The sequence below is a fragment of the Dactylosporangium sp. CS-047395 genome (genome assembly GCF_050942185.1).
Taxonomy (GTDB): domain Bacteria; phylum Actinomycetota; class Actinomycetes; order Mycobacteriales; family Micromonosporaceae; genus Dactylosporangium.
In genome coordinates this window covers 7,940,879-7,962,724 of the sequence record NZ_CP192015.1, presented here as the reverse complement: position 1 = coordinate 7,962,724, position 21,846 = coordinate 7,940,879, and the positions used below count along the sequence as shown (strand labels likewise).

Genomic DNA, 21,846 nt, shown 5'->3' with positions numbered 1-21,846 from the left:
GAATGGTGTAGTTGGTGTCCCGCCGGTAGTTTGTTCCTACCGGCGGGCTTGCGGCTATCGCTGCCGGCGGGATTGTCGAGCAAGTGGATGGTCGCCGTAGCCAGCTTGTTCGAAGGCCCAGCAGACGTCGGCGACGGTGATGTTGATGTAGGTGCCAGTGCTACCCGGGAGGTGGTGGCCGGCGAACGCGGCGGCGAGAGTGTAGCTGCCGGTGCGGTGTTCGACGCGGGTGATGGTGGTGTGCCGGAACCAATGTGTTGTGACGCCGAGCGTGGCGAACCAGTCGAGTTCGCGTCCGAGGCGGACCCAGAGTGCATCGAGGCGACGGCGGGTCCAGGTGTATAGCGGGCAGCTGGAGTCGGCGAGGGCGTCAATTATGGCGGCGGAGACCGGCTGTTCGCGGTGCTGGGTGTGCTTCTCGTCGAGGATGACGGTCTGGCGGGTTGGGTGGACCGATTTCGGGGTGAGGTTGAGCAGGCCTTCGCGGCGGCATGCGGTTTCGAGCAGGAAGCGCAGCAGGACAGTCTCGTGGTCGGCGGCGGCGTCGAAGACGTCGTTGAGTTGTTCGCTGGTCAGCGGTACACGTCGGGTGGGGTGGCGGCGGGGTTTGGTGATGACAGCGGCGGGGTTGCCGATGATGATGTCGTTCTGCATGGCGACGGTGAAGAGTTTGCGGACGGCGGCGATGGCGTGTTCTTTGGCGCTGCGTCCGTCGATGGACGACCGTCGGCGTTGCGCGATGGTTTGGGTCCAGGTGGCGAAGTCGCTGATGTGGGTGGCGCGGATGCTGGCGAGGTCGTCATCGCCGTGGCGTTGGGCGAACAGTTCGAGGTAGTGGCGGTACAGGGTCGCGGTGCTGGGCGTGCAGGTGTTCAGAGTCAGCGGGATCCATCCGGCGACGGTGATCGGCAGCGGCTGTGCCGGGGTAGCCCTATCCATGGTCGGCGATTGAGGCGCGGTCGACGGACGGGGTCATGGTCACGACAATGGTGATGTCGTCGATCGGCAGGTCGAACCGTACGTTGAGTGTGATCTGGCCTGCGCGACGTGCGGTGTCATCGGGGGTTGCGGGAACTGCCGGGCAGGGGTGCAGGGCGCCTGGAGGACGAAAGCGGGTCATGGCGACCATCGCATGCGGTCATCAAGATGCATGCTCGCTGTTTGCGTGCGACGTCACTCAGTCGAGGACTGATCGGGCGTGCCTGCCGGGTGCCGCGTCGTAGGAGCGACTGTTCGACGACATTGGTGAGCATCTCGGCACCGGTCATCTCAAAATCGACCAGGTTGGGTGCGAGCGACGGTGTCAAAGTCTTGCTTAAACACCATTAGTCGTCAGCGGTGCCGTAGCTGGGTGTTCAAGCGATAGCTTGAACCCTTCAGAACCGGACATTTTATATCAAACTGGTGTCGAAGGGGGGACTTGAACCCCCACGCCCGATAAAGGGCACTAGCACCTCAAGCTAGCGCGTCTGCCATTCCGCCACTTCGACCGGCTGAACCATTGTACTCGGTGTCCGAAGACCCCGTGCCCAACGGCCACGCGATACGTTACACGGTCTCAGCCGATCTTGAGAAATCGGGGGGTCGACGCGCCGCAGCGGCCGGAGGGGGGAGCCGGCCGCTGCGCGTCTGGGGTGGGGTTACCCAGGGTTGAGTGATCGATAAACGTCGAGTTTTATAGATCTTCTTCCCAGGTGGTGCGGCGGGTCAGGGCGTCCATGACCTTGTCGACGACGCCCAGGGCCGGGTCCACGAGCTTGTTCAGCGGTGGGGTGGACGGGGTGCCGGGGTGGGGGCGGGTCGGCGCGGCGGAACGGGCGATTTCGACGCGGTTGCCCAGGCGTACGAGCTGCTCCTCGGTGCATCGCGAACGTAGGGCCGGGAACAGCTCCCCAGCGGTGCGGTGGGTGTGCTCGCGTACGTGCTCGGTGACCGTCCGCAATGAAGAACGATCAGCGTTGGTGTGCAGGCGGCGCAGGGCCACGAGCAACTCTGCGTCGGCGGCCAGTTCGCGGGAGGCGATGGTGGGGCCTGCCGGGAGTACCGACGAAACAGCTGGATAGAGGTATTGCTCCTCGGCCGACAGGTGGCGCGCGAGGGTTGCCACGAGGACGTCGGACGCTGCGGGTTCGGTCTCGGCGCGGGCGCACAGGCGGTCGAGCTGCTCGTGTTCCTCGTCGAGCAGGTCGATCATGCTGCGGCCGGTTGCGTCGCCGTCGATGGGTGGCAAGGGTGGCAGTCCGCTCACGGGCAGGCGGTTACCCGGGGGCTGAAGTCTTGAAACTGCTGGTTACCCGTCAGTACTATCGCATGCACATCCTTCAATATGCAGGGAGCCGCCATGGCACTGTCCTGGCGAGGGGCCGCCAACCTCGCCGCTCTCACCGCCGCCGTTCTGTTTGCCGCGCAGCTGGGGACCGCCGCCCCGGCCGCCGCGGCTCCGGGCCCGCCGCCCGGCTCCATCGCCTCGATGGGCGACTCGATCTCCCGCGGATTCAACGCCTGCGGCTGGTACGTCGACTGCCCGAGCCGATCGTTCAGTACCGGTTCCGACCCCGCCGTGAACAGCCACTACCTGCGTATCCGGGCCGTCAATCCGGCGATCAACGGCAAGAACTACAACGACGCCAGGTCCGGGGCCAAGGTCGCCGACATGCCCGGGCAAGCCGGCACCGTCGTGAGCCAGGGCGCGGCCTACGTCACGATCCTGATCGGGGCCAACGACGCCTGCACCAGCTCGGAGGCGTCGATGACCAGTGTCGCCGCGTTCCGGGCTTCGCTCGACTCGGCGCTGGGCACGCTCAAGGCCGGGCTGCCGAACGCGAAGATCCTGCTCGTGAGCATTCCCGACCTGAAGCGGCTCTGGCAGGTGGGAAGTGCGAACGGATCCGCTCGTACTGTCTGGTCGCTCTTCGGTGTCTGTCAGTCCATGCTCGCCAACCCCTCGTCGACGTCGTCCGCCGACACCGCCCGGCGGGACCGGGTGCGGCAGCGGGTCGTCGACTTCAACGCTCAGCTCGCCTCAGCCTGCACCGCCTACGGGGCGAACTGCAAGTACGACGGCGGCGCGGTCTTCGGCTACCAGTTCGCCCTGTCACAGGTCTCCACCTGGGACTACTTCCACCCGAACGCGGCCGGGCAGACAGTTCTGGCTTCATTGACCTATGCGGCCGGCTTCGGCTGGTGATTCGCAGGGTGATCCGGCGGCGACACTCGGTAGTCGTCGCCGGACCACCGAAAAAAATGTCAGTGGGGCCTGATATGACTTCCTCATGGACGCCACCGACGAGGTCATCGAAATCTGCCGAGACCTGATCCGCATCGACACCACCAACACCGGTGACCTCGACACGAGCGCCGGGGAACGGGTCGCCGCGGAGTATGTGGCCGAGAAGCTCGCCGAGGTCGGGTTCCAACCGGAGATCTACGAGAGCGAGCCGGGCCGGGCCAGCGTCGTGGCCAGGTTCGAGGGCGAGGACCCGGGCCGGGAAGCGCTGCTGATCCACGGTCATTTGGATGTGGTACCGGCTGATGCGTCGGAATGGTCGGTCGACCCCTTCGGCGGCGAGGTCAAGGACGGCTACCTCTGGGGCCGGGGCGCCGTCGACATGAAGGACTTCGACGCGATGGTCCTGGCTCTCGTACGGCAGATGAAGCGCGAGGGCCGCAAGCCTCCCCGCGACGTGGTGCTGGCGTTCGTGGCCGACGAGGAGGCCGGGAGCACGTACGGCGCGCAGTACCTGGTCGAGCGGCACCCGGAGCACTTCGAGGGCGTCACCGAGGCGATCGGCGAGGTCGGCGGGTTCTCCGTGAGCGTGGGTGGTGACCAGCGGCTGTACCTCATCGAGACCGCGCAGAAGGGCATCGACTGGCTGCGCCTGCACGCCAAGGGCCGGCCCGGCCACGGCTCGATGATCAACGACGACAACGCGGTGACGGCGCTGGCCGAGGCGGTCGCGCGGGTCGGCACGCACCGCTTCCCGGTCGTGCTCACGCCGACCGTGCGCGCATTCCTGGAGCAGGTCTCGCAGATCCTCGGCATCGAGCTCGACCTCGACGACCCCGAGCAGGCCGTGGGCAAGATCGGCCCGATCGCGATGATCATCGGTGCGACGCTGCGGAACACGGCGAACCCGACCCGGCTCGCCGCGGGGTACAAGGACAACGTGATCCCCGGGCGCGCCTCCGCCACGATCGACTGCCGGACGCTGCCCGGGCAGTCCGAGCTGTTCGAGGAGGAGCTGCGCCGGATCGTCGGCCCGGACATCGAGCTGGAGTACATCCACCGCCAGCCCGCGCTGGAGACCACGTTCGACGGAGCGCTGGTCGCGGCCATGTCCTCGGCGCTGCGGGCGGAGGACCCGGGTGCGATCGCGGTGCCGTACATGCTCAGTGGGGGTACCGATGCCAAGCAGTTCGCCAAGCTGGGCATTCGCTGCTTCGGCTTCTCCCCGGTGCGCCTGCCGGCCGACCTGAACTTCGGCGCGTTGTTCCACGGCATTGACGAGCGCGTACCCGTGGAGGGACTACAGTTCGGCGTGCGAGTGCTCGACCGGTTCCTGCAGCAGTCCTAATTCATCTTCATCAGGGGGATCCCATCATGACCGACCGGCACGCGGAGCTTGACGCCGCGCTCGAGCGAGTGATCGCGGCGGCCCGCGAGCACCTTGCCGCGGTCAAGGCCGCCAACGGGCGGGCCGACGACGACGAGGTGTGGCGCGCCTACGTGGAGCTCAACAACGCCTCCAACAGCTACGACGAGCTGCTGCTCGACGAGTTCGGCGAGGTCACCCCGTGGGACGTCGAGGCGATCGACCCCGAGGAGGCCGACCGCCAGTTCGGCGTCGGCATCGTGGACGGCGCCGACGCTGAGGACCCGCACCCGCGGGTGATCTCGGTCCGCCAGCGCCGCGACTACCGCATCCCGAGCGTCGGCGCCCTGCTCGCCGTGGCCGAGGCCGCCCGCCGCGCCAACCCCGGCGACGGCGACAGCGCCGCGGTCGAGACCGTCGGCGAGGCCGTCCTGGAGCTCATGCAGGCGGGCGACGGCTCGCTGGGCGCCCTGGACATCCCGGAGCTCGAGTCCCTCGACGGCGTGGTCATCGTGGCCGAGGTCGAGACCCCGCTCGACCCGGAGACCTACGAGGACAACGACGGCGCCGGGCCCTTCGCCCTCGCCGCCGCCGACCGCGTGGTGGACCGCCTCGACGAGCACGCCTTCGCCGACCTGGACGACGACCTCGCCGAGGACGACGAGGAAGACGACGAGGAGGCCGCTCCGGTCACCGCCGCCGACGAGGCGGCCGACCGGCGCTGACGCCCGCACTCGCCTGACGGCCCCGGCCGCGGCGCCGCCCTCCTCCGGGGGCGACCGCCGCGCACCGGGGCCGCCTGTGTTCGCCGCGGCCGAGCACCTTGGGCCACCTGCGCCGCCCACGGCCGATGATCGCGCGGAACCGCGGTGGCCCAGACCGAGACGCCGACCCTCTACGAGGAACAGCCGCGGCAGTGACCCGAGGCCGGGAAACAGGGACGTCCGGGCCAGGCGGTGCGGTTCGCGGGTGTCAGAAGCCGGGGTAGCGGTCCCACCAGGTCGCGTCCGGAGCCGGCGCGTACTCGTTGCCGGACGGGCTCTCCTCGACCTGCTGCACCAGATCGCGGGCCAAGGTGTCGCCGACCCAGACCAGCTCCAGCCGAGCCACGAGGTCGACCGGCAGCCCGCCGGGCCCGAAGCGGGCGCCCAGCAACGCACCCGCCACCGTCGCCGCGTGGCCGCCGTCGCCCGCCGAAGCCGCGAAGGTCAGCGCCTCGGCGATCTGGGCGGGGGCGTCGACAGTGGCCGCGGCGTACAGGCCGCCGGCGAGGGCCGAGGTCGCCGCGCCGTTCGGGGCCAGGCGGCGCAGGACCGACGGATCGCGCGGCGTGGATCGGGCCAGGTTCAGCACCGAGGCCGGCACCAGTGGCATCGGCGGCAGCTCCCGCGCGGGCAGTCCCGCCACCGCCTCGGTCAGGTCGGTGCCCTGGGCGACGGCCGCCACGAGGTCGGCGGCGCGGGCCGCGGCGGTGATCGCCTCGCCGGTGTGGGTCAGGGCGGCGATCTGCGCGGCGGGGCCCGCATCGCTGGTCCACCAGGAGCACAGGGCCGCAGGCAGCGTACGGGTCACCGCGTGGGCGCCGACGCTCGTGCCGGTCGGCTCGGCCACCGTGCCCTGCCGTCCGGAGCCGAGGGCGGCGACCGTGGCGGGAGCGGTGCCCCGGCGTTCGGCCAGGACAGGCACGTGCATGAGCCAGCCGCTGTCGCGCCACCACGCGTCGTCGCGACCGGCGGCGGGCACGTCGCCCCGGACGGCGGCCCAGCGGCGATAGGCGTACCAGACGACACCCGGAACGGTGGTGATGCCCTTGTGCATGCCACGCACATGCGCCCGGATCATCCCCTCCACCGTCCAGCAGGCCAGCTGGCCGCCGGTGCCCGCCCGCAGTGGGCCGGCCGCAGGCGGTTTGCCCCGTGCGGCCCCCAGCGCGTCGCCGAGCAGCAGGCCGAGCATCACACCGCGCGCGGCGGCAATCCCGGGAAACCTCACGCCTGCACCATAGAGCCGCAGTTCAATCGTCACGGGTCGTGTTTGTGACGGCGCTCACCGTCAGCGGGACGGTAGGGTCGGCGCCATGTCAGCCATTGAAGGCGCTCTCCGCCCGCGGCTGGGGGAGCGGCTGCTCGTACCGGGCGACGACGAGTACAAGATCGGCAGTCGGGTCTGGAATGCGGCCGTCGACAAGCGGCCCGCCGCCATAGCGCGCTGCCGGGACGCCGCGGAAGTGGCCGGCGTTGTGCGGGCGGCGCGCGAGGCCGGGCTGCCGATCTCGGTGCGAGCAGGCGGCCACGACTGGGCCGGCCGGGCCCTGTGCGACGGTGGCGTCGTCGTCGACCTCACCGGCATGCGCGCAGTCGAGATCGAGGGCGACGCGGCAACCGTGCAAGGCGGAGCGACCGCCCGCGACGTCCTCCAGGTCGCGGCATCGCAAGGACTGGCCGCCGTGACCGGTGTGGAGCGCGGCGTCGGCATGGTCGGCTTCACCACCGGCGGCGGGTACGGTCCGCTCGTCGGGCGCTGCGGTCTCGGCGCCGACAACCTCCTCAGCGCCGAAGTGGTCCTCGCCGACGGCACCATCGTCCAGGCCGACGAGGACCTGCTCTGGGCCCTGCGCGGCGGCGGCGGCAACTTCGGCGTCGTCACCTCGATGCGGCTGCGCCTGCACCCGATTCCCATGGTGCTGGCCGGCATGCTGGTGTTCCCGATCCACGAGGCCGCCGACGTGCTCAAGGGCTACGCCGAGCTCGTCGCCGCGGCCCCCGACGAGCTCACCGTGATGACCGGGTTCGCGCAGCAGTCGGTCTTCCTGTGCCCCGTCTGGTGCGGTGACGACCTCGCGGCCGGCGAACCGTACGTCGCGCGGCTGCGATCCCTCGGCCACCCGTTCGTCGACCAGGTCGGACCCGTGCCGTACGAGGTCGCGGCGGGGATGTTCGAGGCCAACGCCGTCCCGGGGAACCACTATCTGCTGCGCAGCGCCTGGACCCGCGAGCTGACCGGTGGCACGGCGCGGGCGCTCACCGCCGGGGCCGTCGCCGCCTCGTCGCCGTTCGACGTCCTGTTCGTGAACCGGTTCCACGGGGCGGCGGCGCGCGTCGATCCGGCCGCGACCGCGTTCGCGCACCGGGCGCCGCACCAGGTGATCGAGGTGATCGCCGTGTGGCAACCGGACCAGCCGGAGGACGAGCACCGGGCGTGGGCCGACGGCGTGGTAGGTGCGGTGGAAGCGCTGCCGGGGGCGTACCCGAACCAGTTGGGGCCCGAAGAGGACGAGCGGGCCCGCGACTCGTTCGGGGACAACCTCGACCGGCTGCTGCGCGTCAAGCGCCGCTACGACCCCGGCAACGTGTTCACGGCGATCCCAAGCCTCACAACGAAAGCCCGTACACCTTAAGAGCGTTCTCCCGCATCAGCTTCGCCTCGGATGAAGGGCGCAGGTTCCACTCGGCGATCTCCGCCCGGGCGCGGCCGTGCGGGATCACCGGGAAGTCGGTGCCGAACATGACCTTGTCGGCGCCCCAGCCGTTGAGGTAGCTGACCAGCTTCGGGTCAAGGTACTTCGGGGCGTACGCGTCGATGCCGATGTACACGTTCGGGTGCTTGTAGGAGACCGCGATCATCTCCTCCGTCCACGGCCAGCCGACGTGGATGCCGATGATCTTCAGTTCGGGGAAGTGGCAGGCCAGGGTGTCCAGGAGGATGGGCCGGCCGACCGACGGGAGCGGGTGGTCGTGGCTGTACCGCAGGCAGTGCCCCACCTGCATCTGCACCGGTACGCCCAGCTCGGCGCACTTGGCGTAGAACGGGTAGTAGCGCGCGTGGTCGGGGGCGAGCTCGAACCAGTGCGGGTAGATGTGGGCGCCGACCATCCCGTAGTCACGGACCATGCGCTCCAGTTCGCGCACGCCCTTCATGCCCTCGTACGGGTCGATGCCGACCAGGCCGCTGAAGCGGTCGGGATGGGCCTGCACCACGTCGACGACCCGCATCGGGTCCAGCCGCCACGACTCGGACAGGCCCTCGCGGCCCATCTTGGGCGCGATCAGCAGGGCGTGCTCGACGTTCGCGGCGTCCAGCGCGTCGAGGTGCTGCTCCACGGTCAGACCGGCGAGGGTGGACTCGGAGGCGTTGACCTTGCCGCCCAGGAACTGCTTGTTCCAGGCGGGCCGGGAGGCGACGACCTCGGGCGTGAACAGGTTACAGACGATGTCGATCGCGGGCGTACTCATCGGGACTCCGAGCGCTCGTCGACGAACCGGCGCGGCTTCATCCGCTCGTCGGGTGGAAAGAGGGAATCGGCCGTGGTGACCTCGACGGCGGGCGTGACGCGAGTGGCGAGTTTGACCGCCTCGACCACGCGATCGGCGGAGAACGACGGCAAGGGCGCGACCTGCACGACGAGCTCGTCGCCGGAGAGTGGATCATGCAAATCCCGGAGCCGCACCACACTGCGGTGGTCGGCCACACCGGGAACCGCGGCGACCGTGGACTCCAGCACCGTGGTGTCGACCAGCTGGCCCTTGATCTTGAGTGAGCGGCTCGAGCGCCCGTGGTGCGCGACCACCCGCCCGCCGAGCCGGCCGCAGTGCGGGCACGGGCCGTGGTCCACCTCGACGCGGTCGCCGAGCAGATACCGGACCAGCACCGTCCCCTGCCGCCCGAGGTGGGTCATCACGAACGCGCCCGGCGAGCCCGGCGGCACCGGCAGGCCGTCCTCGTCCACCGCGTCGAGGTGCAGCAGCTCCGGTACCGGATTGTGGAACCCCGCCCCCGCCACGCACTCGACGAGCCCGTACTGCAGCTCCGACGCGCCGAGACTGTTGGAGATCACGACCTGCGGGGCGCCGGCCGCGGCGAGGAGCTCGGCGAGCTGGGCCGCCATCGCCGGGGTGACGGCCTCCCCGCTGATCGCGAGCATCCGCACGTCGGGCAGCGTGCCGCCGCGCCGGATGACCTCGTCGACGACCCGGCGCACGTAGCTCGGCACGCCCCACAGCACCGTCGGCCGCGTCGCCACGAGCAGGTCGGCGACCTCGGGCAGCCGCCGGGTCACGTCGAACCAGGGGCTCGCCCCGCTCATCCCGCACACCACGGTCGCCCCGAGGACGGCCGCCGCGTGGTTGGCCCGGGTCCAGGCGCCGTGCGGCTGCGGCGTGAGCGGGTACAGGTTGGCGATCCGGTCGTCGCCGCGCATCCCGCGGATCTCGGCCATGCGCACCTGCGCGAACAGGATCGCGTGGAAGTCGTACGCCGACTGGTAGATCGGCGCCGGCGCGGACGTCGACCCGGAGGTGTAGGCCACGTCCCACAGCTGCCGCTCGGGTGACCCGTCCGGCTCCAGCCGGAACGCCTCCGGGTCGGCCGTGAACATCGCCTTGGTGGTCAGCGGCAGCAACGGAAGATCGTCGATGCCCCGGACGCGCGAGAGGTCGACCTGTGACCAAAAATCACGATAAAACGGGTGGCTGGCCGCGAGCCGGGCGACGGTCGCCCGCAGCGCGGCGTCCCGGGTCTCACGCAACGGCACTGGACACGAACCGTTCGATCAGGTCGGCGCAGACCTTGGGCTGCCGGACCGGGATCTGCCCGATGCAGTCGGGCACCACCTCGTAGGGCAGGCCCAGATCCGCGGCCGCCCGGCGGGTGCCTTCCTCCAGGAACTCCCCGTCGGCGGCGACGCACAGCACCGGGCACGAGAGCTGCGCGAGCGGCGTGAGCGGGTCGTATTCGAAGGCCGAGTTGTACGCCCAGTGGTAGCGCGACAGCGAGCCGAGCATCGTCCACACCGCCCGCTGCCGGGTCTCGAGATCACAACCGCGCCAGAGTCCCTGGTACCGCTGCCACGCCGACAGCAGGTGCGTGGCCTCCTCGGTCACCGGCTCGTCCGGCGCCCAGTTGTCCCGCCGGTCCCGCTGCTGCTGCGGCGTGTACGTCGCGATCCCCAGCAGCACCAGCCCGGACACCAGCTCCGGGGCCCGGTGCGCGGCCGCGATGGCGATGCTGGCGCCGGTGTGCGAGCCGACCACGACCGCCGGCCCGTCGAGCGAGCGGAGCAGTTCGACGACCGGCTCGGCGTACCCGGGAATGTCGAGGCGCTGCGGCGGGGCGTCGGACATGCCGTAGCCGAGCGTGTCCGGGGCCAGCACGCGGTAGCGCGATTCGAGCAGCGGGATCACGTCGTCGTAGACGAACGAGGAGAGCGGGCTCTCGTGCAGCAGCACGACGTTGGGGCCGGAATCGCCGCCGACGCGGGCGTGGATCTGGCCGTATGAGGTCTGAAAATAGGCACGGTGCATCGCAAAAGGCCTTTCACACAAAGTCAGGCGACGTGGCCGACGGCGCGCGACACTTCCTGCGCGCCCGCCCGGACCAGACCGCCGAGGCGCTGGATGTCGGTGGCCTCGAAGCGGCCGACCGGCCCGCAGACCGAGATCGAGCCGAGCACCCCGCCGGCCATGCCGAGCACGGCGGCGGCGACGCTGGCCGCGCCCGCGTCGCGCTCACCGGCGCTGATCGCGTAGCCCCGCTCGCGGATCTGCACGATCTCCTGCAGCAGCTCGTGCCGGCCGGCGATGGTGGCCGAGGTCAGCAGGTTGAGGGAGTGCGAGGCGAGGTAGCCGTCGATCTCGCCGTCGGGCATGGCCGCGAGGATCGCCTTGGACGACGCCCCGGCGTGCAGCGGGTAGGCGACGCCCATGGTCACCGACATCCGGATCTCCTGCGGCGAGAGCGCCTGGTCGACGTAGATGCGGCTGTCGCCCTGCTTGAGCGAGAGCGTCGCGGTCTCCTGGGTCTCGCGGACCAGGCGCTCGAGGATCGGCCGGGCGGTCTGCTGCACGTTGGTCTGCCGCAGGGCCGCCATGCCGATGGCGAGCGCCCCGGTCCCGAGCCGGTAGCACTTGGTGGCGTCGTCGAACGCGAGGAAGCCGTCGGCCGCCAGGCCCTTGAGCAGCCGGTGCGCGACCGCCTTGGGCTGGTCGATCTCCCGGGCCAGGGCCGAGACCCCGATGCCCATGGAGCCGGCCGCCGACACGGCGTAGATCACCTTGAGCACCCGCTCGAGCCCCGAGGTCGGTTCCCGCGTCGACTGGACCTCCGCTAGCGACATCACGTCCCCCGCTTGCTCTCATCGCCGGACCAGAACACGAATTTACGCTGGCACAGCTTCACGACGCCATGGGCGATCATGCCCATGATGGAGAGCACGATGAGCACCGCGAACATCGCCGGGATGTCGAAACGGTAGTTGGCCTGCATCAATTGGTAGCCGAGGCCCTCCTGGGCGCCGATGTACTCACCGACGATGGCCCCCAGGATCGCGAACACCACGCCGCTCTGCAGGCCGGCGAAGATGTACGGCAGGGCGCTGGGGAACCTGGCCATCCGGAACACCTGGAACCGCGAGGCGCCGAACGAGGTCAGCATCTCGATCTTGTCGTTGTCGGCGGACTTGAGCCCGGCGATCACGTTGATGAGGATCGGGAAGAACGCGATGATCGTCGCCATCACGATCTTCGAGGCCAGCCCGAAGCCGAACCAGACGACGAACATCGGGGCCAGGGCGACCTTCGGCACCGACTGGAACGCCACGATGTACGGCAGCACGGTGCGCTCGAGCAGCGTGATCTGGGCGACCGCGGTGCCGATCAGGACCGCCACCACCACCGCGATCACGAAGCCGAGGCCGGCCTCCTGCACGGTGACCCAGAAGTTGTGCCAGAACGCGGCCTGGCCGAGCTGCTCGAAGAAGATCTCGACGATCTGGCTCGGGCGGGGCAGCACGAACTCGTCGACGCCGAGCCAGCCGGGCACGAACTCCCAGGCGGCCACCACGACCACGAACACGAGCGGGACGAGGGCGAACTCGGGGCGCTCCTGCAGGTCCGGGATCAGGCTGCGGCGCTTGGGCGGGGTGGGGGACTGGCGCTGCTCCGCTGTGGGCGGGACGACGGTCTGCGTGGTCATGATTTCCGTCCTCAGTCGATGACGCCGGCACTGTTGAAATACGCGCGGATCCGCTCGACGTAGACCCCGGCATCGTCGGAGGCCATCATCCGCAGCTCGCGCGGGCGGGGCAGGTCGATGTCGATGATCTCGGCGATCCGGCCGGGGCGCGGCGTCATCACGATGACCCGGTCCGAGAGGAACACCGCCTCGGGGATCGAGTGCGTGACGAGGATGGCCGTCTTGCGGCTCTCCTGCCAGATGCGCAGCAGTTCGAGGTTCATGTACTCGCGGGTCATCGCGTCGAGCGCGCCGAAGGGCTCGTCGAGCAGCAGCACCGCCGGGTCGTGCACGAGCGCGCGGCAGATGCCGGCCCGCTGCTGCATGCCGCCGGAGAGCTCGCCCGGGTACTTGTTCTCGAAGCCCTGCAGCCCGACCAGCTCGAGCAGCTCGCGGGCGCGGGCCTCGTGCCTCTTGCGGTCCAGCTTCTGGATCTCGACCGGCACCATGACGTTCTCGAGGATCGTGCGCCAGGGCAGCAGGGTCGCCGCCTGGAACACCATGCCGACGCCCTTGTCGGGGCCGCTGACGCGGTGCCCGGCGATGCGGGTGTCGCCCTCGGTGTAGGGGATCAGGCCCGCGAGGATCTTCAGCAGGGTCGTCTTGCCGCAGCCCGAGGGGCCGACGATCGAGACGAACTCGCCGCGCTTGGCGGCGAAGGAGATGTCCGAGAGGGCGTGGGTGGGCGCGGACTTGCGCGGTCGGTAGACCTTGTCGAGGCCCACGGCCTCGATCCAGCGCGAGTCGAGATCGCCGTCGGTCGCGGGGACCACCTTGGCTGCTGACGTCACCGGCTGTCCTTCGTTCGGGGGGATCGTTCATCTCAGCGGTACGACTTCCCGCTTTGCGAAACGCTAGGCACCGCGCTCGCCGCGCGTCAAGAGTCCGGCCGGGTCATTCTTCGATCTCTGTTTCAGCTGAGTAAACCGGTTCGACACCCCTTGACGGGGCGGATGCGGCGTGTCTAGCGTCTGGCCTCACAGGAGAAACAGCGTTTCTTTCAGCGGAACGAAGTGGAGCCCCAATGCAATTGCGTGGGTTCACCAACCCGCTCTCGCCCACGGGAGCCGCCAGCCTCGTCGAACCACCGCCGCACCACATCGGCTCGGACGCCATCCGCGTGCTGTTCCGCGCCGGCGCCGACCTCGCCCGCCGGTACCTCCCCGACGGGCTCGAGCCGGTCGAGGACGGCATCGGGTTCGCGTTCGTGGCCGACATGGTCAAGGTCAGCGCCGAGGAGCCCGATCAGGCGTTCACCGCGCCGCGCCGCACGCAGTACGGCGAGGGGATCGTCGGTTTCTACGCCACCCACCGCGGCGAGCCCGGCCGGTTCAGCAGCTTCATCTGGGTGACCGAGGACTGGTCGATGGGCTTCGGCACCGTCATGGGCTGGGGCAAGAAGATCGGCGAAGTCCGGCGTACCCACATCAACCCGTACAACCCGGCCATGCGCCCCATCGGCCCCGGCACCAAGCTCTCCGGCTCGGTCAGCCGGCTCGGCGCGCCGGTGCTCGACGTCGGCATCGAGATCACCGAGGCGATCGAGGCGTCGGAGATGCCGGCGTACGGCAACCGGGGTTTCCTGCTCGCGCACCAGCCCTCGTCGTCGCCGGCCATCCCGACCCGCACCGCCCTGCTCGGGCTGCGGCTGTCGGACGTGCGCACCGGCGAGGTCTTCCGGGGCACCCCGCACCTCACGATCCACGACGCGGTCAACGAGGAGCTCGGGCCGCTCAAGGACGTCGAGCCGTTCGCGGCGTACGCGTTCAAGCAGGGCTGGACCACCGACACGAACGCCGAGCTCCTGCACGACTACACCGCGGACCGGGCGTGAAGACCGTCCGCGGCAAGCGGCCCGTGTACCTCGGCGACGCCCACACCGACCGCCTGCTCGCCGCGCTCGTCGTGCTCGGCCAGGAGGTCGGCGCGCTGCAGCGCCGGGTCGCCGAGCTGGAGGGCCGCGACCCGGACACCGCCTCGACCGCCGTCAGCCGCCTCGTCGACGAACTCACCAAGGAGATCCGATGAACAGGCTCGCCGACGGACAGCTGGTGCACGACGTGCTCGCCGTGCCGGACGTGACCGAGGCGTACCGGCAGCAGGAGATCTGGGACCTCAAGAGCCGCCTCGCCTACGACGTGGCGGGTCGTATCCGTCAGCGGTACGAGACCGAGATCGCCCCCGCCTACGCCCGGGAGCACGGCGCCGCGCCGACCAGCCGGCACGTGATCGGCGAGCTGATGGCCGAGGACCCGGCCACGCAGATGTGGAGCGCCCTGCGCCGCTCCGGCCAGGAGCAGATGTGGGGCCTGGTCGCGGAGAGCACCGCGCGCCAGTTCACCCGGCTGACCGGCGTGGCCGGCTCGCTGCTCGGCAGCTCCGGGTCGCTCACCCTCGACGCTTCCGTGACGATTCCGGCCTACCTGCAGACGGTCGACATCCACTGCATGCCCACCGGCTACTACCGGGAGCACGGGCCGGACGACCTGACCGCCGGCGCGCTGTACGACCGCGGCGTCTACATCTACGCGGCCGGACAGCTCGGCGCGGCCAACGACGACAAGGGCCGGTCGGTGATCGAGCACTGGCTGGACGTACACCATCCGGAACTGCACCCGGAAGCCATCCTCGACATGGGCTGCTCGGTCGGGCACAGCACGCTGCCCTATGCCGAGCGCTATCCGGCAGCCGAGGTGCACGCGATCGACGTCGCCGCGCCCATGCTGCGCTACGCCCACGCCCGGGCCGCCTCGTTCGGGCTGCCGGTGCACTTCTCCCAGCGCGACGCGGAGGCGACCGGCTTCCCGGCCGGCAGCTTCGACCTCGTCGTGTCGCACATCCTGCTGCACGAGACCAGCACCAAGGCCGTGCAGAACATCCTCACCGAGAGCTTCCGGCTGCTCAAGCCGGGCGGTCTGATGATCCACGCGGAGTACCCGCCGTTCACGACGATGGACCCCTTCGCCCAATTCCTCGTCGAGTGGGACACCACGAACAACAACGAGCCGTTCTGGAGCACCGTCCGGACGCTCGACCTCGAGGCCATGGCGGTCCGCGCCGGCTTCGAGCCCGACCAGGTCACCCGCGAACTCATCCCCACCGGTCGCCGCCTGGTGACCGGCCAGTCCTCCGCGGGCCGGATCGGCCTGATCGTCGCGCGTCGCTAACCCAACCGCCCATCAAGGGAGACCCATGTTCCGTCGTCCTCTCGCGCTGACCGCCACGCTGGCGGCCTTAGCGCTCGCCGCCTCGGCCTGCGGCGGCTCCTCCGACACCGGCAGCACCAACGCCCAGGGCCTGACCTCGGTCAACTACGTCACCACGGCCACCGTGCCGGGCTCGACGCAGATCGCGCTGTACGCGGTGCCCAAGCAGATGGGCTACTTCAAGGAGGAGGGCCTCGAGGCCAACCTCAAGACGGCCAACGGTTCCTCGGCCGCCCTGCAGGTGATCGCCTCCGGCGACGCGCTGGCCACCAACGCCGAGGTCGCCTCGACCATGGCCGCGGTCGAGCAGGGCGTCCCGGTCCGCACCGTCGGCTCGATCAACACCTCGTTCCCGTGGAAGATCGGCGTCCCGGACGGCAAGGGCATCAGCTCGCCGGCCGACCTCAAGGGCAAGAAGATCGGCGTCATCTCCCTCGCGTCGGGCTCGAACCTGTTCACCCGCTCGTTCCTGCACGAGAACGGCATCGACCCGGACAAGGACGTCAAGATCCTGCCGGTCGGCCAGGGCACCCAGGCCAAGGCGGCGCTGGACAGCGGCCAGGTCGACGCGATCGCGCTCTACGCCGAGCTGTTCTCGCAGCTGGAGCAGATCGGCATGAAGTTCAGCTACCTCACCAACCCGGCCCTGTTCGACGGCATGCCGAGCATCTCGTTCACCGTCAGCGCCAAGACCCTGCAGGGCAAGGACAAGGACCTCGCGGTGAAGTACACCCGGGCGGCGTACAAGGGCCTGATGTTCGCGCGGCTCAACCCCGAGGCCGCGGTCGACATGGGCCTCAAGACCTTCCCCGAGCTGGCCGGCTCCGGCGGTGACACGGCCAAGCGCCGCGCCGAGCTGGTGACCCTGCTCAAGGCGTGGATGACCACCTCGACCCCGCAGACCGACGACCCGGCGGCGTGGCCGCAGTGGGGCGAGCTCAGCGACGCCCAGCTGAAGAAGGCGGCCACCTGGGCCCTCTCGACCGGCCAGGTGAAGAAGGAGCCGAACGTCGCCGACGTCTTCGACGGGTCGCTGATCAAGGACATCAACGCCTTCGACCGCGACGCCGTGATCAAGGACGCCAAGGACTACAAGATCGCCGGCTGACCGGTCGCTCGACTGTCGCTCGAAATCAAGGGAGTCCCCGATGCACACCAGCCCAGACGCACGCTGGGACGTCATCGTCGTCGGTGCCGGAGCCGGCGGCATGTCCACCGCGATCTTCGCCGCCCGCAGCGGCGCCCGCGTGCTGGTCATCGACGCCGCGCCCGAGGAGGGCGGGGCCCTGCACCTGGCCACCGGCCAGCTCAGCGCGGCCGGCACCCGGCTGCAGCGGGCCAAGGGCATCGGGGACACCCCCGAGGAGCACCTCGCCGACATCGTCCGGATCAGCAAGGACACCGCCGACCGGGAACTGGTCTGGCTGGCGGTGTCCAACGCGGCCACGACGATCGACTGGCTGCTCGACGACCTCGGCATGCCGGTGCTGCCCGAGCACCCGGTCCGCGGCCAGAACCACGAGCACTACAGCCAGGACCGGTACTACTGGGGCCCCGACCTCGGCCGCTCGATTCTCGCGGCGGTCCGCAGGCCGTTCCGGGAGCTGATCGACAACGGCGTCATCAGCGCCCGGTTCGGCACCGAGGTCGTCCGGCTCGTCCAGGACCCCGCGGCCGGGGGCGGCCGGGTCACCGGCGTCGCCACCGCGGCCGGCGAGGAGTTCCTCGGGACCAACGTCGTGCTCGCCACCGGCGGCTACAACGCCGATCCCGCGCTGTTCCAGGAGTTCAACGGCGTCCCCGCGTACGCCGACGCCTCCTACCGCTTCGCGAAGGGCGCCGGGCACAAGCTCGGCGTCGCGGCGGGCGGGTACACGCGCAACCACGACAAGTACCTGTGCTCGTTCGGCTCGGTCCTGGACTCACAGCAGATCCCGGCGCCGGTGCTGTGCCGGCCCGTGCACTGGCCCGAGATGCGCATGCCGTGGGAGCTGTACGTCAACGTCGAAGGCCGGCGGTTCGTGGCCGAGGACGAGCCCAGCGTCGACGTGCGCGAACACGCGCTGCTCGCCCAGACCGACCTGCGCCGGTACATCGTGTTCGACGAGCGCATCCTGCGCGAGGCGCCGCCGATGATCCCCGGCTGGAGCGCCGGCGACATCCGCTCCCGGGCCGGCGACCACCCGATGTTCCACGTCGCCGACGACCTGGCGACCCTGGCCAAGGCGGCCGGCATCGACGCGGGCAACCTCGTCGCCACCGTCGAGGAGTACAACGCGAACCTCGACGGCGACGACCCGCTCGGGCGTGTCTTCCGGCCGCTGCCGGTGGCCGAGGGGCCGTTCTACGCGATCCGCGTGCAGGGCATGTCGATCACCTCCACGGCCGGCCTGGCCGTCGACGGCGACCTGCGCGTGATCCGCCCCGACGGCACCGCCGTGCCCGGCCTCTACGCCCTCGGCGAGCTGCTCGGCTCGGCCGCGTTCATGGGCAACGCGTTCTGCGGCGGCATGCTCGCCACCCCGGCCATGACCTTCGGGCGGCTGCTCGGCACCGGGATCCTCACGTGGTGAGCGCGGCCGGCACCGGCCCGCTCGCCGGCCCGCTCGCCGGCATCCGGGTGATCGACCTGTCCACCATCCTGGCCGGCCCGCTCGCCTGCCAGATCCTCGGCGACTACGGCGCCGACGTCGTCAAGATCGAGCACCCGCTCAAGGGCGACGGCATGCGCGGCCACGGCCCGAGCAAGGACGGCGTCGCCCTGTGGTGGAAGGAGATCTCGCGCAACAAACGCGCGGTCGCGCTCAACATCAAAGAACCGGAGGGCGCGGTTGTACTGCTCGAGCTCATCGAGACCGCGGACGTCCTCGTGGAGAACTTCCGCCCCGGCACGCTGGAGAAGTGGGGCCTTGGGCCCGACGTGCTGCTGGCCCGCAACCCGCGCCTCGTCATCGCCCGGATCTCCGGCTTCGGCCAGACCGGCCCGTACGCCCAGCGCGCCGGCTTCGGCACGCTCGTCGAGGCGATGAGCGGCTTCGCGCACCTCACCGGCCCGGCCGACGGCCCGCCCACGCTGCCCGCGTTCGGCCTGGCCGACAGCATCTGCGGGGTCGCCGCCTCCTCGGCGATCGCGATGGCGCTGCTGCACCGCGAGCGCACCGGCGCGGGCCAGGTGATCGACCTGGACCTGCTCAGCCCGCTGACCACCGCCGTCGGCCCCGGCCCCACCGCCTACCAGCAGCTCGGCACCGTCGAGACCCGGCACGGCAACCGCTCGACCAACAACGCGCCCCGCAACACGTACGAGACCCGCGACGGGCACTGGGTCGCCGTCTCCTCCAGCGCCCAGTCGATCGCCGAGCGGGTCATGCACCTCGTCGGGCATCCCGAGGTCATCGCCGAGCCGTGGTTCGCCTCGGGGCGCGGCCGGGCCGGGCACGCCGACGAGATCGACGAGTACGTCGGCGGCTGGGTCCGCGACCGCGACCGCGCCGAGGTCGTCAAGGCCTTCACCGAGGCCGGCGCGGCCGTCGCACCCATCTACTCCGCGCGCGACCTCGTCGAGGACGAGCACGTCCGGGCCACCGGGATGCTCACCGAGGTCGACGACGCCGAGCTCGGCCCGGTGCTGATGCACAACGTGATGTGGCGGATGTCGGCCTCGCCGGGCGCGATCCGCTTCACCGGGCGCGCGCTCGGCGCCGACACCGAGGCCGTCCTGGCCGAAATCGGCTACGACGCCGACCGGATCGCGACGCTGCGGGACCGGCAGGTCGTCGCATGACCATTCTTGAACAGCGAGGAGTACCCGTGACCGTCGACCCGCTGATCGCCGCGGTCAGTGCCGGCGTCGAGATCCACGACCTCGGCCGCACGCTGCGCATCGGCATGCCGCAGTCGCCGAACCATCCGCCGTACTGGCACGCCCTGCCCCGCCGGCACGGCGACATGGTCCGCGACGACGGCGGCTCGGCCGCCAACGACATGATCTCGATGGGCACGCACGTCGGCACCCACGTCGACGCGCTGGCCCACGTCAGCCAGGACAACCGGCTGGCCGACGGCTCCGACGCGCGGGAGGCCTCGCTCGGCGGGCGCTTCGACGCGCTCGGCGCGCACACCATCGCCCCGATCGTGCGCCCCGGCGTGCTGCTCGACGTCCCGACCGCGCTCGGCTCCCCGGAGGGCCTCGACGGCGGCTACGAGATCACCCCGGCCAACCTGGAGCTGACCGCCAAGGTCCAGGGCGTCACCGTCGACGAGGGCGACGTCGTGCTGGTCCGCAGCGGCTGGGGCCGGCACTTCGAGGACTACGCGACCTTCGTCGGCAAGACCACGGGCGTACCCGGGGTCAGCGAGGACGGCGCGATCTGGCTCGCCGACCACCGCCCGCACGCCGTCGGCGCGGACACGATCGCGTTCGAGTGCCTCAAGCCCGGCGCCGGCCACGGCCTGCTTCCCGCGCACCGCGTCCTGCTCGTCGAACGCGGCATCTACATCATCGAGACGATGGTCCTCGACGACCTCGCCGCCGCCGGCGTGCACCGCTTCACGTTCGTGCTCTCCCCGCTGAAGCTCTACGGAGCCACCGGTTCCCCGGTCCGTCCCCTGGCGGTGGTCTCCCGGACTTCCCTTTTGGGGGAGGCCTCCCGTGGCTGAGCCGACGCTGTCCCGCCTGATCGCCGAACTCGCCGCGGACACGGACCTCGCGCGGCTGCCCGCCGACGTGGTGGCCAGCACCCGGATGCGGGTCCTCGACACCCTCGGCCTCGCACTGCGCGCCCGGGACCTCGAATCGAGCCAGGCCGTCATCGGCTACGTCGCCGACCAGGGCGGCCGCCCCGAGGCCACCGCGATCGGGGTCGCCGACAAGGTGCCCGCGGCCCTGGCGGCCCTCGTCAACGGCACGCTCGCGCACTCCCTCGACTACGACGACACCCACCTGCCGTCGGTACTGCACCCGAGCGCCGGCGTCGTCCCCGCCGCCCTGGCCGCGGCCGAGGCCGTCGGCGCCTCCGGGGCCGACCTGGTCGCCGCCGTCGCGGTCGGCCTGGAGACCTGCGTGCGCATCGGCATGGCGGGCTACGACCAGGAGGCCGGCAACTCGACGTTCTTCGAGCACGGCCAGCACGCCACCTCGATCTGCGGCGCCCTCGGCGGCGCGGTCGCGGCGGCCATGCTGCACGGCCTGGACGCCGACGGCATCCAGTCCTCGCTCGGCGTGGCCGCGTCCATGGCCTCCGGCATCATCGAGGCGAACCGCACCGGCGGCACCGTGAAGCGGATGCACTGCGGCTGGGCCGCGCACAGCGCCGTCACCGCCGCCGACCTGACCCGCCGCGGGCTCACCGGCCCGCCGACCGCGCTCGAGGGCCGGTTCGGCTTCTTCCAGGCGTTCCTGCACGGCCGGTTCGACGCCACCCAGATCACCGACGGGCTGGGGGAGCGGTGGTCGGTCCCCGGCATCTTCTTCAAGCCGTACCCGGCCAACCACTTCACCCACACGACCGTGGACGCGGCGGCGGAGTTGCGCCGGCGTGGCGTACACCCGGGGGACGTCGAGTCGATCCAGGTCGGCGTGCCCGGTCCGGTGATCCGCACGATCGGGGAGCCGATCGAGGTCAAGCGGGCTCCGGTGACCGGGTACCAGGCCCAGTTCTCCGCCCCCTACGCGGTCACCGTCGGCCTGCTCGGCGGCGGCGGCCTCGGCGCGGCCCTGGAGGACTACACCGACGAGCTCGCGACCGACCCGGCCCGCCGGGAGTTGATGGCGAAGGTGAGCGTCGTGGCCGACCCGCGCTGCGACGCGATCTTCCCGCACCAGTTCCCGGCCGTGCTGACCGCGCGGCTGCGCGACGGCCGCACGGAGACCGTCGAGGTCCTCGCCAACCGGGGCGGGGACGCGTGGCGGCTGACCGACGACGAGATCGGCCGCAAGTTCGCCGGCAACGCCCCCGGGCACGAGCGGCTGCGGGCCGCCGTCCTCGCTCTCGACACGCACCCCGACGTGCGGACCCTGCTGCACCAGTGACCCCTGGAAG

At 70.7% G+C, this 21,846-nt stretch carries 21 protein-coding genes and 1 tRNA gene; 12 read left to right on the top strand and 10 right to left on the bottom strand.

Going from position 1 to position 21,846, the window contains the following annotated elements; translation table 11 throughout:
- Window positions 1-54: 54 nt before the first annotated feature.
- The 3 genes from ACQP00_RS37570 to ACQP00_RS37560 form a co-directional block, all read right to left on the bottom strand.
- Window positions 55-939: a tyrosine-type recombinase/integrase gene (locus ACQP00_RS37570; protein WP_433205301.1), complete on the bottom strand. Its 885-nt coding sequence runs from the start codon at window positions 937-939 to the stop codon at window positions 55-57.
- Between the two features lie 463 nt (window positions 940-1,402).
- Window positions 1,403-1,490, bottom strand: a tRNA-Leu gene (locus tag ACQP00_RS37565).
- Window positions 1,491-1,675: 185 nt separating this feature from the next.
- The gene (locus ACQP00_RS37560; protein ID WP_433205298.1) at window positions 1,676-2,248 is read right to left on the bottom strand and encodes a hemerythrin domain-containing protein; all 573 of its coding nucleotides are present in this window, start codon (window positions 2,246-2,248) and stop codon (window positions 1,676-1,678) included.
- A 93-nt stretch (window positions 2,249-2,341) separates the two neighbouring features.
- Here ACQP00_RS37560 and ACQP00_RS37555 point away from each other — a divergent pair, with 93 nt between their 5' ends.
- From ACQP00_RS37555 to ACQP00_RS37545, 3 genes are all read left to right on the top strand, one after another.
- A complete protein-coding gene (locus ACQP00_RS37555) occupies window positions 2,342-3,187 on the top strand; it encodes an SGNH/GDSL hydrolase family protein (protein WP_433205295.1) in 846 nt (281 codons plus the stop codon).
- 85 nt (window positions 3,188-3,272) lie between these two features.
- A complete protein-coding gene (locus tag ACQP00_RS37550) occupies window positions 3,273-4,574 on the top strand; it encodes a M20/M25/M40 family metallo-hydrolase (protein WP_433205292.1) in 1,302 nt (433 codons plus the stop codon).
- Window positions 4,575-4,600: 26 nt separating this feature from the next.
- Window positions 4,601-5,317: a hypothetical protein gene (locus ACQP00_RS37545; RefSeq protein WP_433205289.1), complete on the top strand. Its 717-nt coding sequence runs from the start codon at window positions 4,601-4,603 to the stop codon at window positions 5,315-5,317.
- A gap of 247 nt (window positions 5,318-5,564) precedes the next feature.
- Here ACQP00_RS37545 and ACQP00_RS37540 read toward each other — a convergent pair whose 3' ends face one another.
- Complete coding sequence (locus ACQP00_RS37540; RefSeq protein ID WP_433205286.1) at window positions 5,565-6,584, bottom strand: ADP-ribosylglycohydrolase family protein; 1,020 nt, start codon at window positions 6,582-6,584, stop codon at window positions 5,565-5,567.
- A gap of 85 nt (window positions 6,585-6,669) precedes the next feature.
- Between ACQP00_RS37540 and ACQP00_RS37535 the strand changes: the two genes are divergently transcribed.
- Window positions 6,670-7,989: an FAD-binding oxidoreductase gene (locus ACQP00_RS37535; protein WP_433205283.1), complete on the top strand. Its 1,320-nt coding sequence runs from the start codon at window positions 6,670-6,672 to the stop codon at window positions 7,987-7,989.
- Here the strand turns inward: ACQP00_RS37535 and ACQP00_RS37530 are convergent.
- The 6 genes from ACQP00_RS37530 to ACQP00_RS37505 are packed head-to-tail and all read right to left on the bottom strand — an operon-like array spanning window position 7,964 to window position 13,390.
- Window positions 7,964-8,824, bottom strand: coding sequence for an amidohydrolase family protein (locus ACQP00_RS37530; RefSeq protein ID WP_433205280.1), 861 nt, complete (start codon window positions 8,822-8,824; stop codon window positions 7,964-7,966). The genes ACQP00_RS37535 and ACQP00_RS37530 overlap by 26 nt on opposite strands.
- A complete protein-coding gene (locus ACQP00_RS37525) occupies window positions 8,821-10,122 on the bottom strand; it encodes a phenylacetate--CoA ligase family protein (RefSeq protein WP_433205278.1) in 1,302 nt (433 codons plus the stop codon). Before ACQP00_RS37525 ends, ACQP00_RS37530 begins: the two co-directional genes overlap by 4 nt.
- A complete protein-coding gene (locus tag ACQP00_RS37520; RefSeq protein WP_433205275.1) occupies window positions 10,109-10,891 on the bottom strand; it encodes an alpha/beta fold hydrolase in 783 nt (260 codons plus the stop codon). The genes ACQP00_RS37525 and ACQP00_RS37520 overlap by 14 nt, the downstream gene beginning before the upstream one ends.
- A gap of 23 nt (window positions 10,892-10,914) precedes the next feature.
- On the bottom strand, window positions 10,915-11,703 hold the full coding sequence (locus ACQP00_RS37515; RefSeq protein WP_433224132.1) for an IclR family transcriptional regulator: 789 nt from the start codon (window positions 11,701-11,703) through the stop codon (window positions 10,915-10,917).
- Window positions 11,703-12,560, bottom strand: coding sequence for an ABC transporter permease (locus tag ACQP00_RS37510; protein WP_433205272.1), 858 nt, complete (start codon window positions 12,558-12,560; stop codon window positions 11,703-11,705). Before ACQP00_RS37510 ends, ACQP00_RS37515 begins: the two co-directional genes overlap by 1 nt.
- 11 nt (window positions 12,561-12,571) lie before the next feature.
- The gene (locus tag ACQP00_RS37505; RefSeq protein ID WP_433205269.1) at window positions 12,572-13,390 is read right to left on the bottom strand and encodes an ABC transporter ATP-binding protein; all 819 of its coding nucleotides are present in this window, start codon (window positions 13,388-13,390) and stop codon (window positions 12,572-12,574) included.
- 233 nt (window positions 13,391-13,623) lie between these two features.
- Here ACQP00_RS37505 and ACQP00_RS37500 point away from each other — a divergent pair, with 233 nt between their 5' ends.
- Genes ACQP00_RS37500 through ACQP00_RS37465 form a run of 8 tightly spaced genes read left to right on the top strand, consistent with a single transcriptional unit; the run spans window position 13,624 to window position 21,836 of the window.
- Window positions 13,624-14,433 carry an acetoacetate decarboxylase family protein gene (locus ACQP00_RS37500; protein ID WP_433205266.1) on the top strand — a complete coding sequence of 270 codons (810 nt, stop codon included), beginning with the start codon at window positions 13,624-13,626 and terminating at the stop codon, window positions 14,431-14,433.
- Window positions 14,430-14,627 (top strand): hypothetical protein, encoded by a 198-nt coding sequence (locus ACQP00_RS37495; RefSeq protein ID WP_433045778.1) that lies wholly within the window; start codon window positions 14,430-14,432, stop codon window positions 14,625-14,627. Before ACQP00_RS37500 ends, ACQP00_RS37495 begins: the two co-directional genes overlap by 4 nt.
- Complete coding sequence (locus tag ACQP00_RS37490) at window positions 14,624-15,766, top strand: class I SAM-dependent methyltransferase (protein ID WP_433205263.1); 1,143 nt, start codon at window positions 14,624-14,626, stop codon at window positions 15,764-15,766. The genes ACQP00_RS37495 and ACQP00_RS37490 overlap by 4 nt, the downstream gene beginning before the upstream one ends.
- Before the next feature lie 25 nt (window positions 15,767-15,791).
- Window positions 15,792-16,913, top strand: coding sequence for an ABC transporter substrate-binding protein (locus ACQP00_RS37485; protein ID WP_433205260.1), 1,122 nt, complete (start codon window positions 15,792-15,794; stop codon window positions 16,911-16,913).
- A 40-nt stretch (window positions 16,914-16,953) separates the two neighbouring features.
- Complete coding sequence (locus ACQP00_RS37480) at window positions 16,954-18,378, top strand: FAD-dependent oxidoreductase (protein ID WP_433205257.1); 1,425 nt, start codon at window positions 16,954-16,956, stop codon at window positions 18,376-18,378.
- Entirely contained in the window at window positions 18,375-19,589 is a 1,215-nt protein-coding gene (locus tag ACQP00_RS37475) for a CaiB/BaiF CoA transferase family protein (protein WP_433205254.1), read from the top strand. The genes ACQP00_RS37480 and ACQP00_RS37475 overlap by 4 nt, the downstream gene beginning before the upstream one ends.
- Before the next feature lie 26 nt (window positions 19,590-19,615).
- On the top strand, window positions 19,616-20,464 hold the full coding sequence (locus tag ACQP00_RS37470) for a cyclase family protein (protein ID WP_433205251.1): 849 nt from the start codon (window positions 19,616-19,618) through the stop codon (window positions 20,462-20,464).
- Entirely contained in the window at window positions 20,457-21,836 is a 1,380-nt protein-coding gene (locus ACQP00_RS37465; protein WP_433205248.1) for an MmgE/PrpD family protein, read from the top strand. The genes ACQP00_RS37470 and ACQP00_RS37465 overlap by 8 nt, the downstream gene beginning before the upstream one ends.
- The last annotated feature ends 10 nt before the right edge of the window (window positions 21,837-21,846 follow it).

Bases quoted from the DNA above. Each gene is read 5' to 3' on its own strand.
- ACQP00_RS37570 (WP_433205301.1), bottom strand. From the start codon at position 939: ATGGATAGGGCTACCCCGGCACAGCCGCTGCCGATCACCGTCGCCGGA.
- ACQP00_RS37555 (WP_433205295.1), top strand. From the start codon at position 2,342: ATGGCACTGTCCTGGCGAGGGGCCGCCAACCTCGCCGCTCTCACCGCC.
- ACQP00_RS37550 (WP_433205292.1), top strand. From the start codon at position 3,273: ATGGACGCCACCGACGAGGTCATCGAAATCTGCCGAGACCTGATCCGC.
- ACQP00_RS37545 (WP_433205289.1), top strand. From the start codon at position 4,601: ATGACCGACCGGCACGCGGAGCTTGACGCCGCGCTCGAGCGAGTGATC.
- ACQP00_RS37535 (WP_433205283.1), top strand. From the start codon at position 6,670: ATGTCAGCCATTGAAGGCGCTCTCCGCCCGCGGCTGGGGGAGCGGCTG.
- ACQP00_RS37530 (WP_433205280.1), bottom strand. From the start codon at position 8,824: ATGAGTACGCCCGCGATCGACATCGTCTGTAACCTGTTCACGCCCGAG.
- ACQP00_RS37520 (WP_433205275.1), bottom strand. From the start codon at position 10,891: ATGCACCGTGCCTATTTTCAGACCTCATACGGCCAGATCCACGCCCGC.
- ACQP00_RS37515 (WP_433224132.1), bottom strand. From the start codon at position 11,703: ATGTCGCTAGCGGAGGTCCAGTCGACGCGGGAACCGACCTCGGGGCTC.
- ACQP00_RS37510 (WP_433205272.1), bottom strand. From the start codon at position 12,560: ATGACCACGCAGACCGTCGTCCCGCCCACAGCGGAGCAGCGCCAGTCC.
- ACQP00_RS37500 (WP_433205266.1), top strand. From the start codon at position 13,624: ATGCAATTGCGTGGGTTCACCAACCCGCTCTCGCCCACGGGAGCCGCC.
- ACQP00_RS37490 (WP_433205263.1), top strand. From the start codon at position 14,624: ATGAACAGGCTCGCCGACGGACAGCTGGTGCACGACGTGCTCGCCGTG.
- ACQP00_RS37485 (WP_433205260.1), top strand. From the start codon at position 15,792: ATGTTCCGTCGTCCTCTCGCGCTGACCGCCACGCTGGCGGCCTTAGCG.
- ACQP00_RS37480 (WP_433205257.1), top strand. From the start codon at position 16,954: ATGCACACCAGCCCAGACGCACGCTGGGACGTCATCGTCGTCGGTGCC.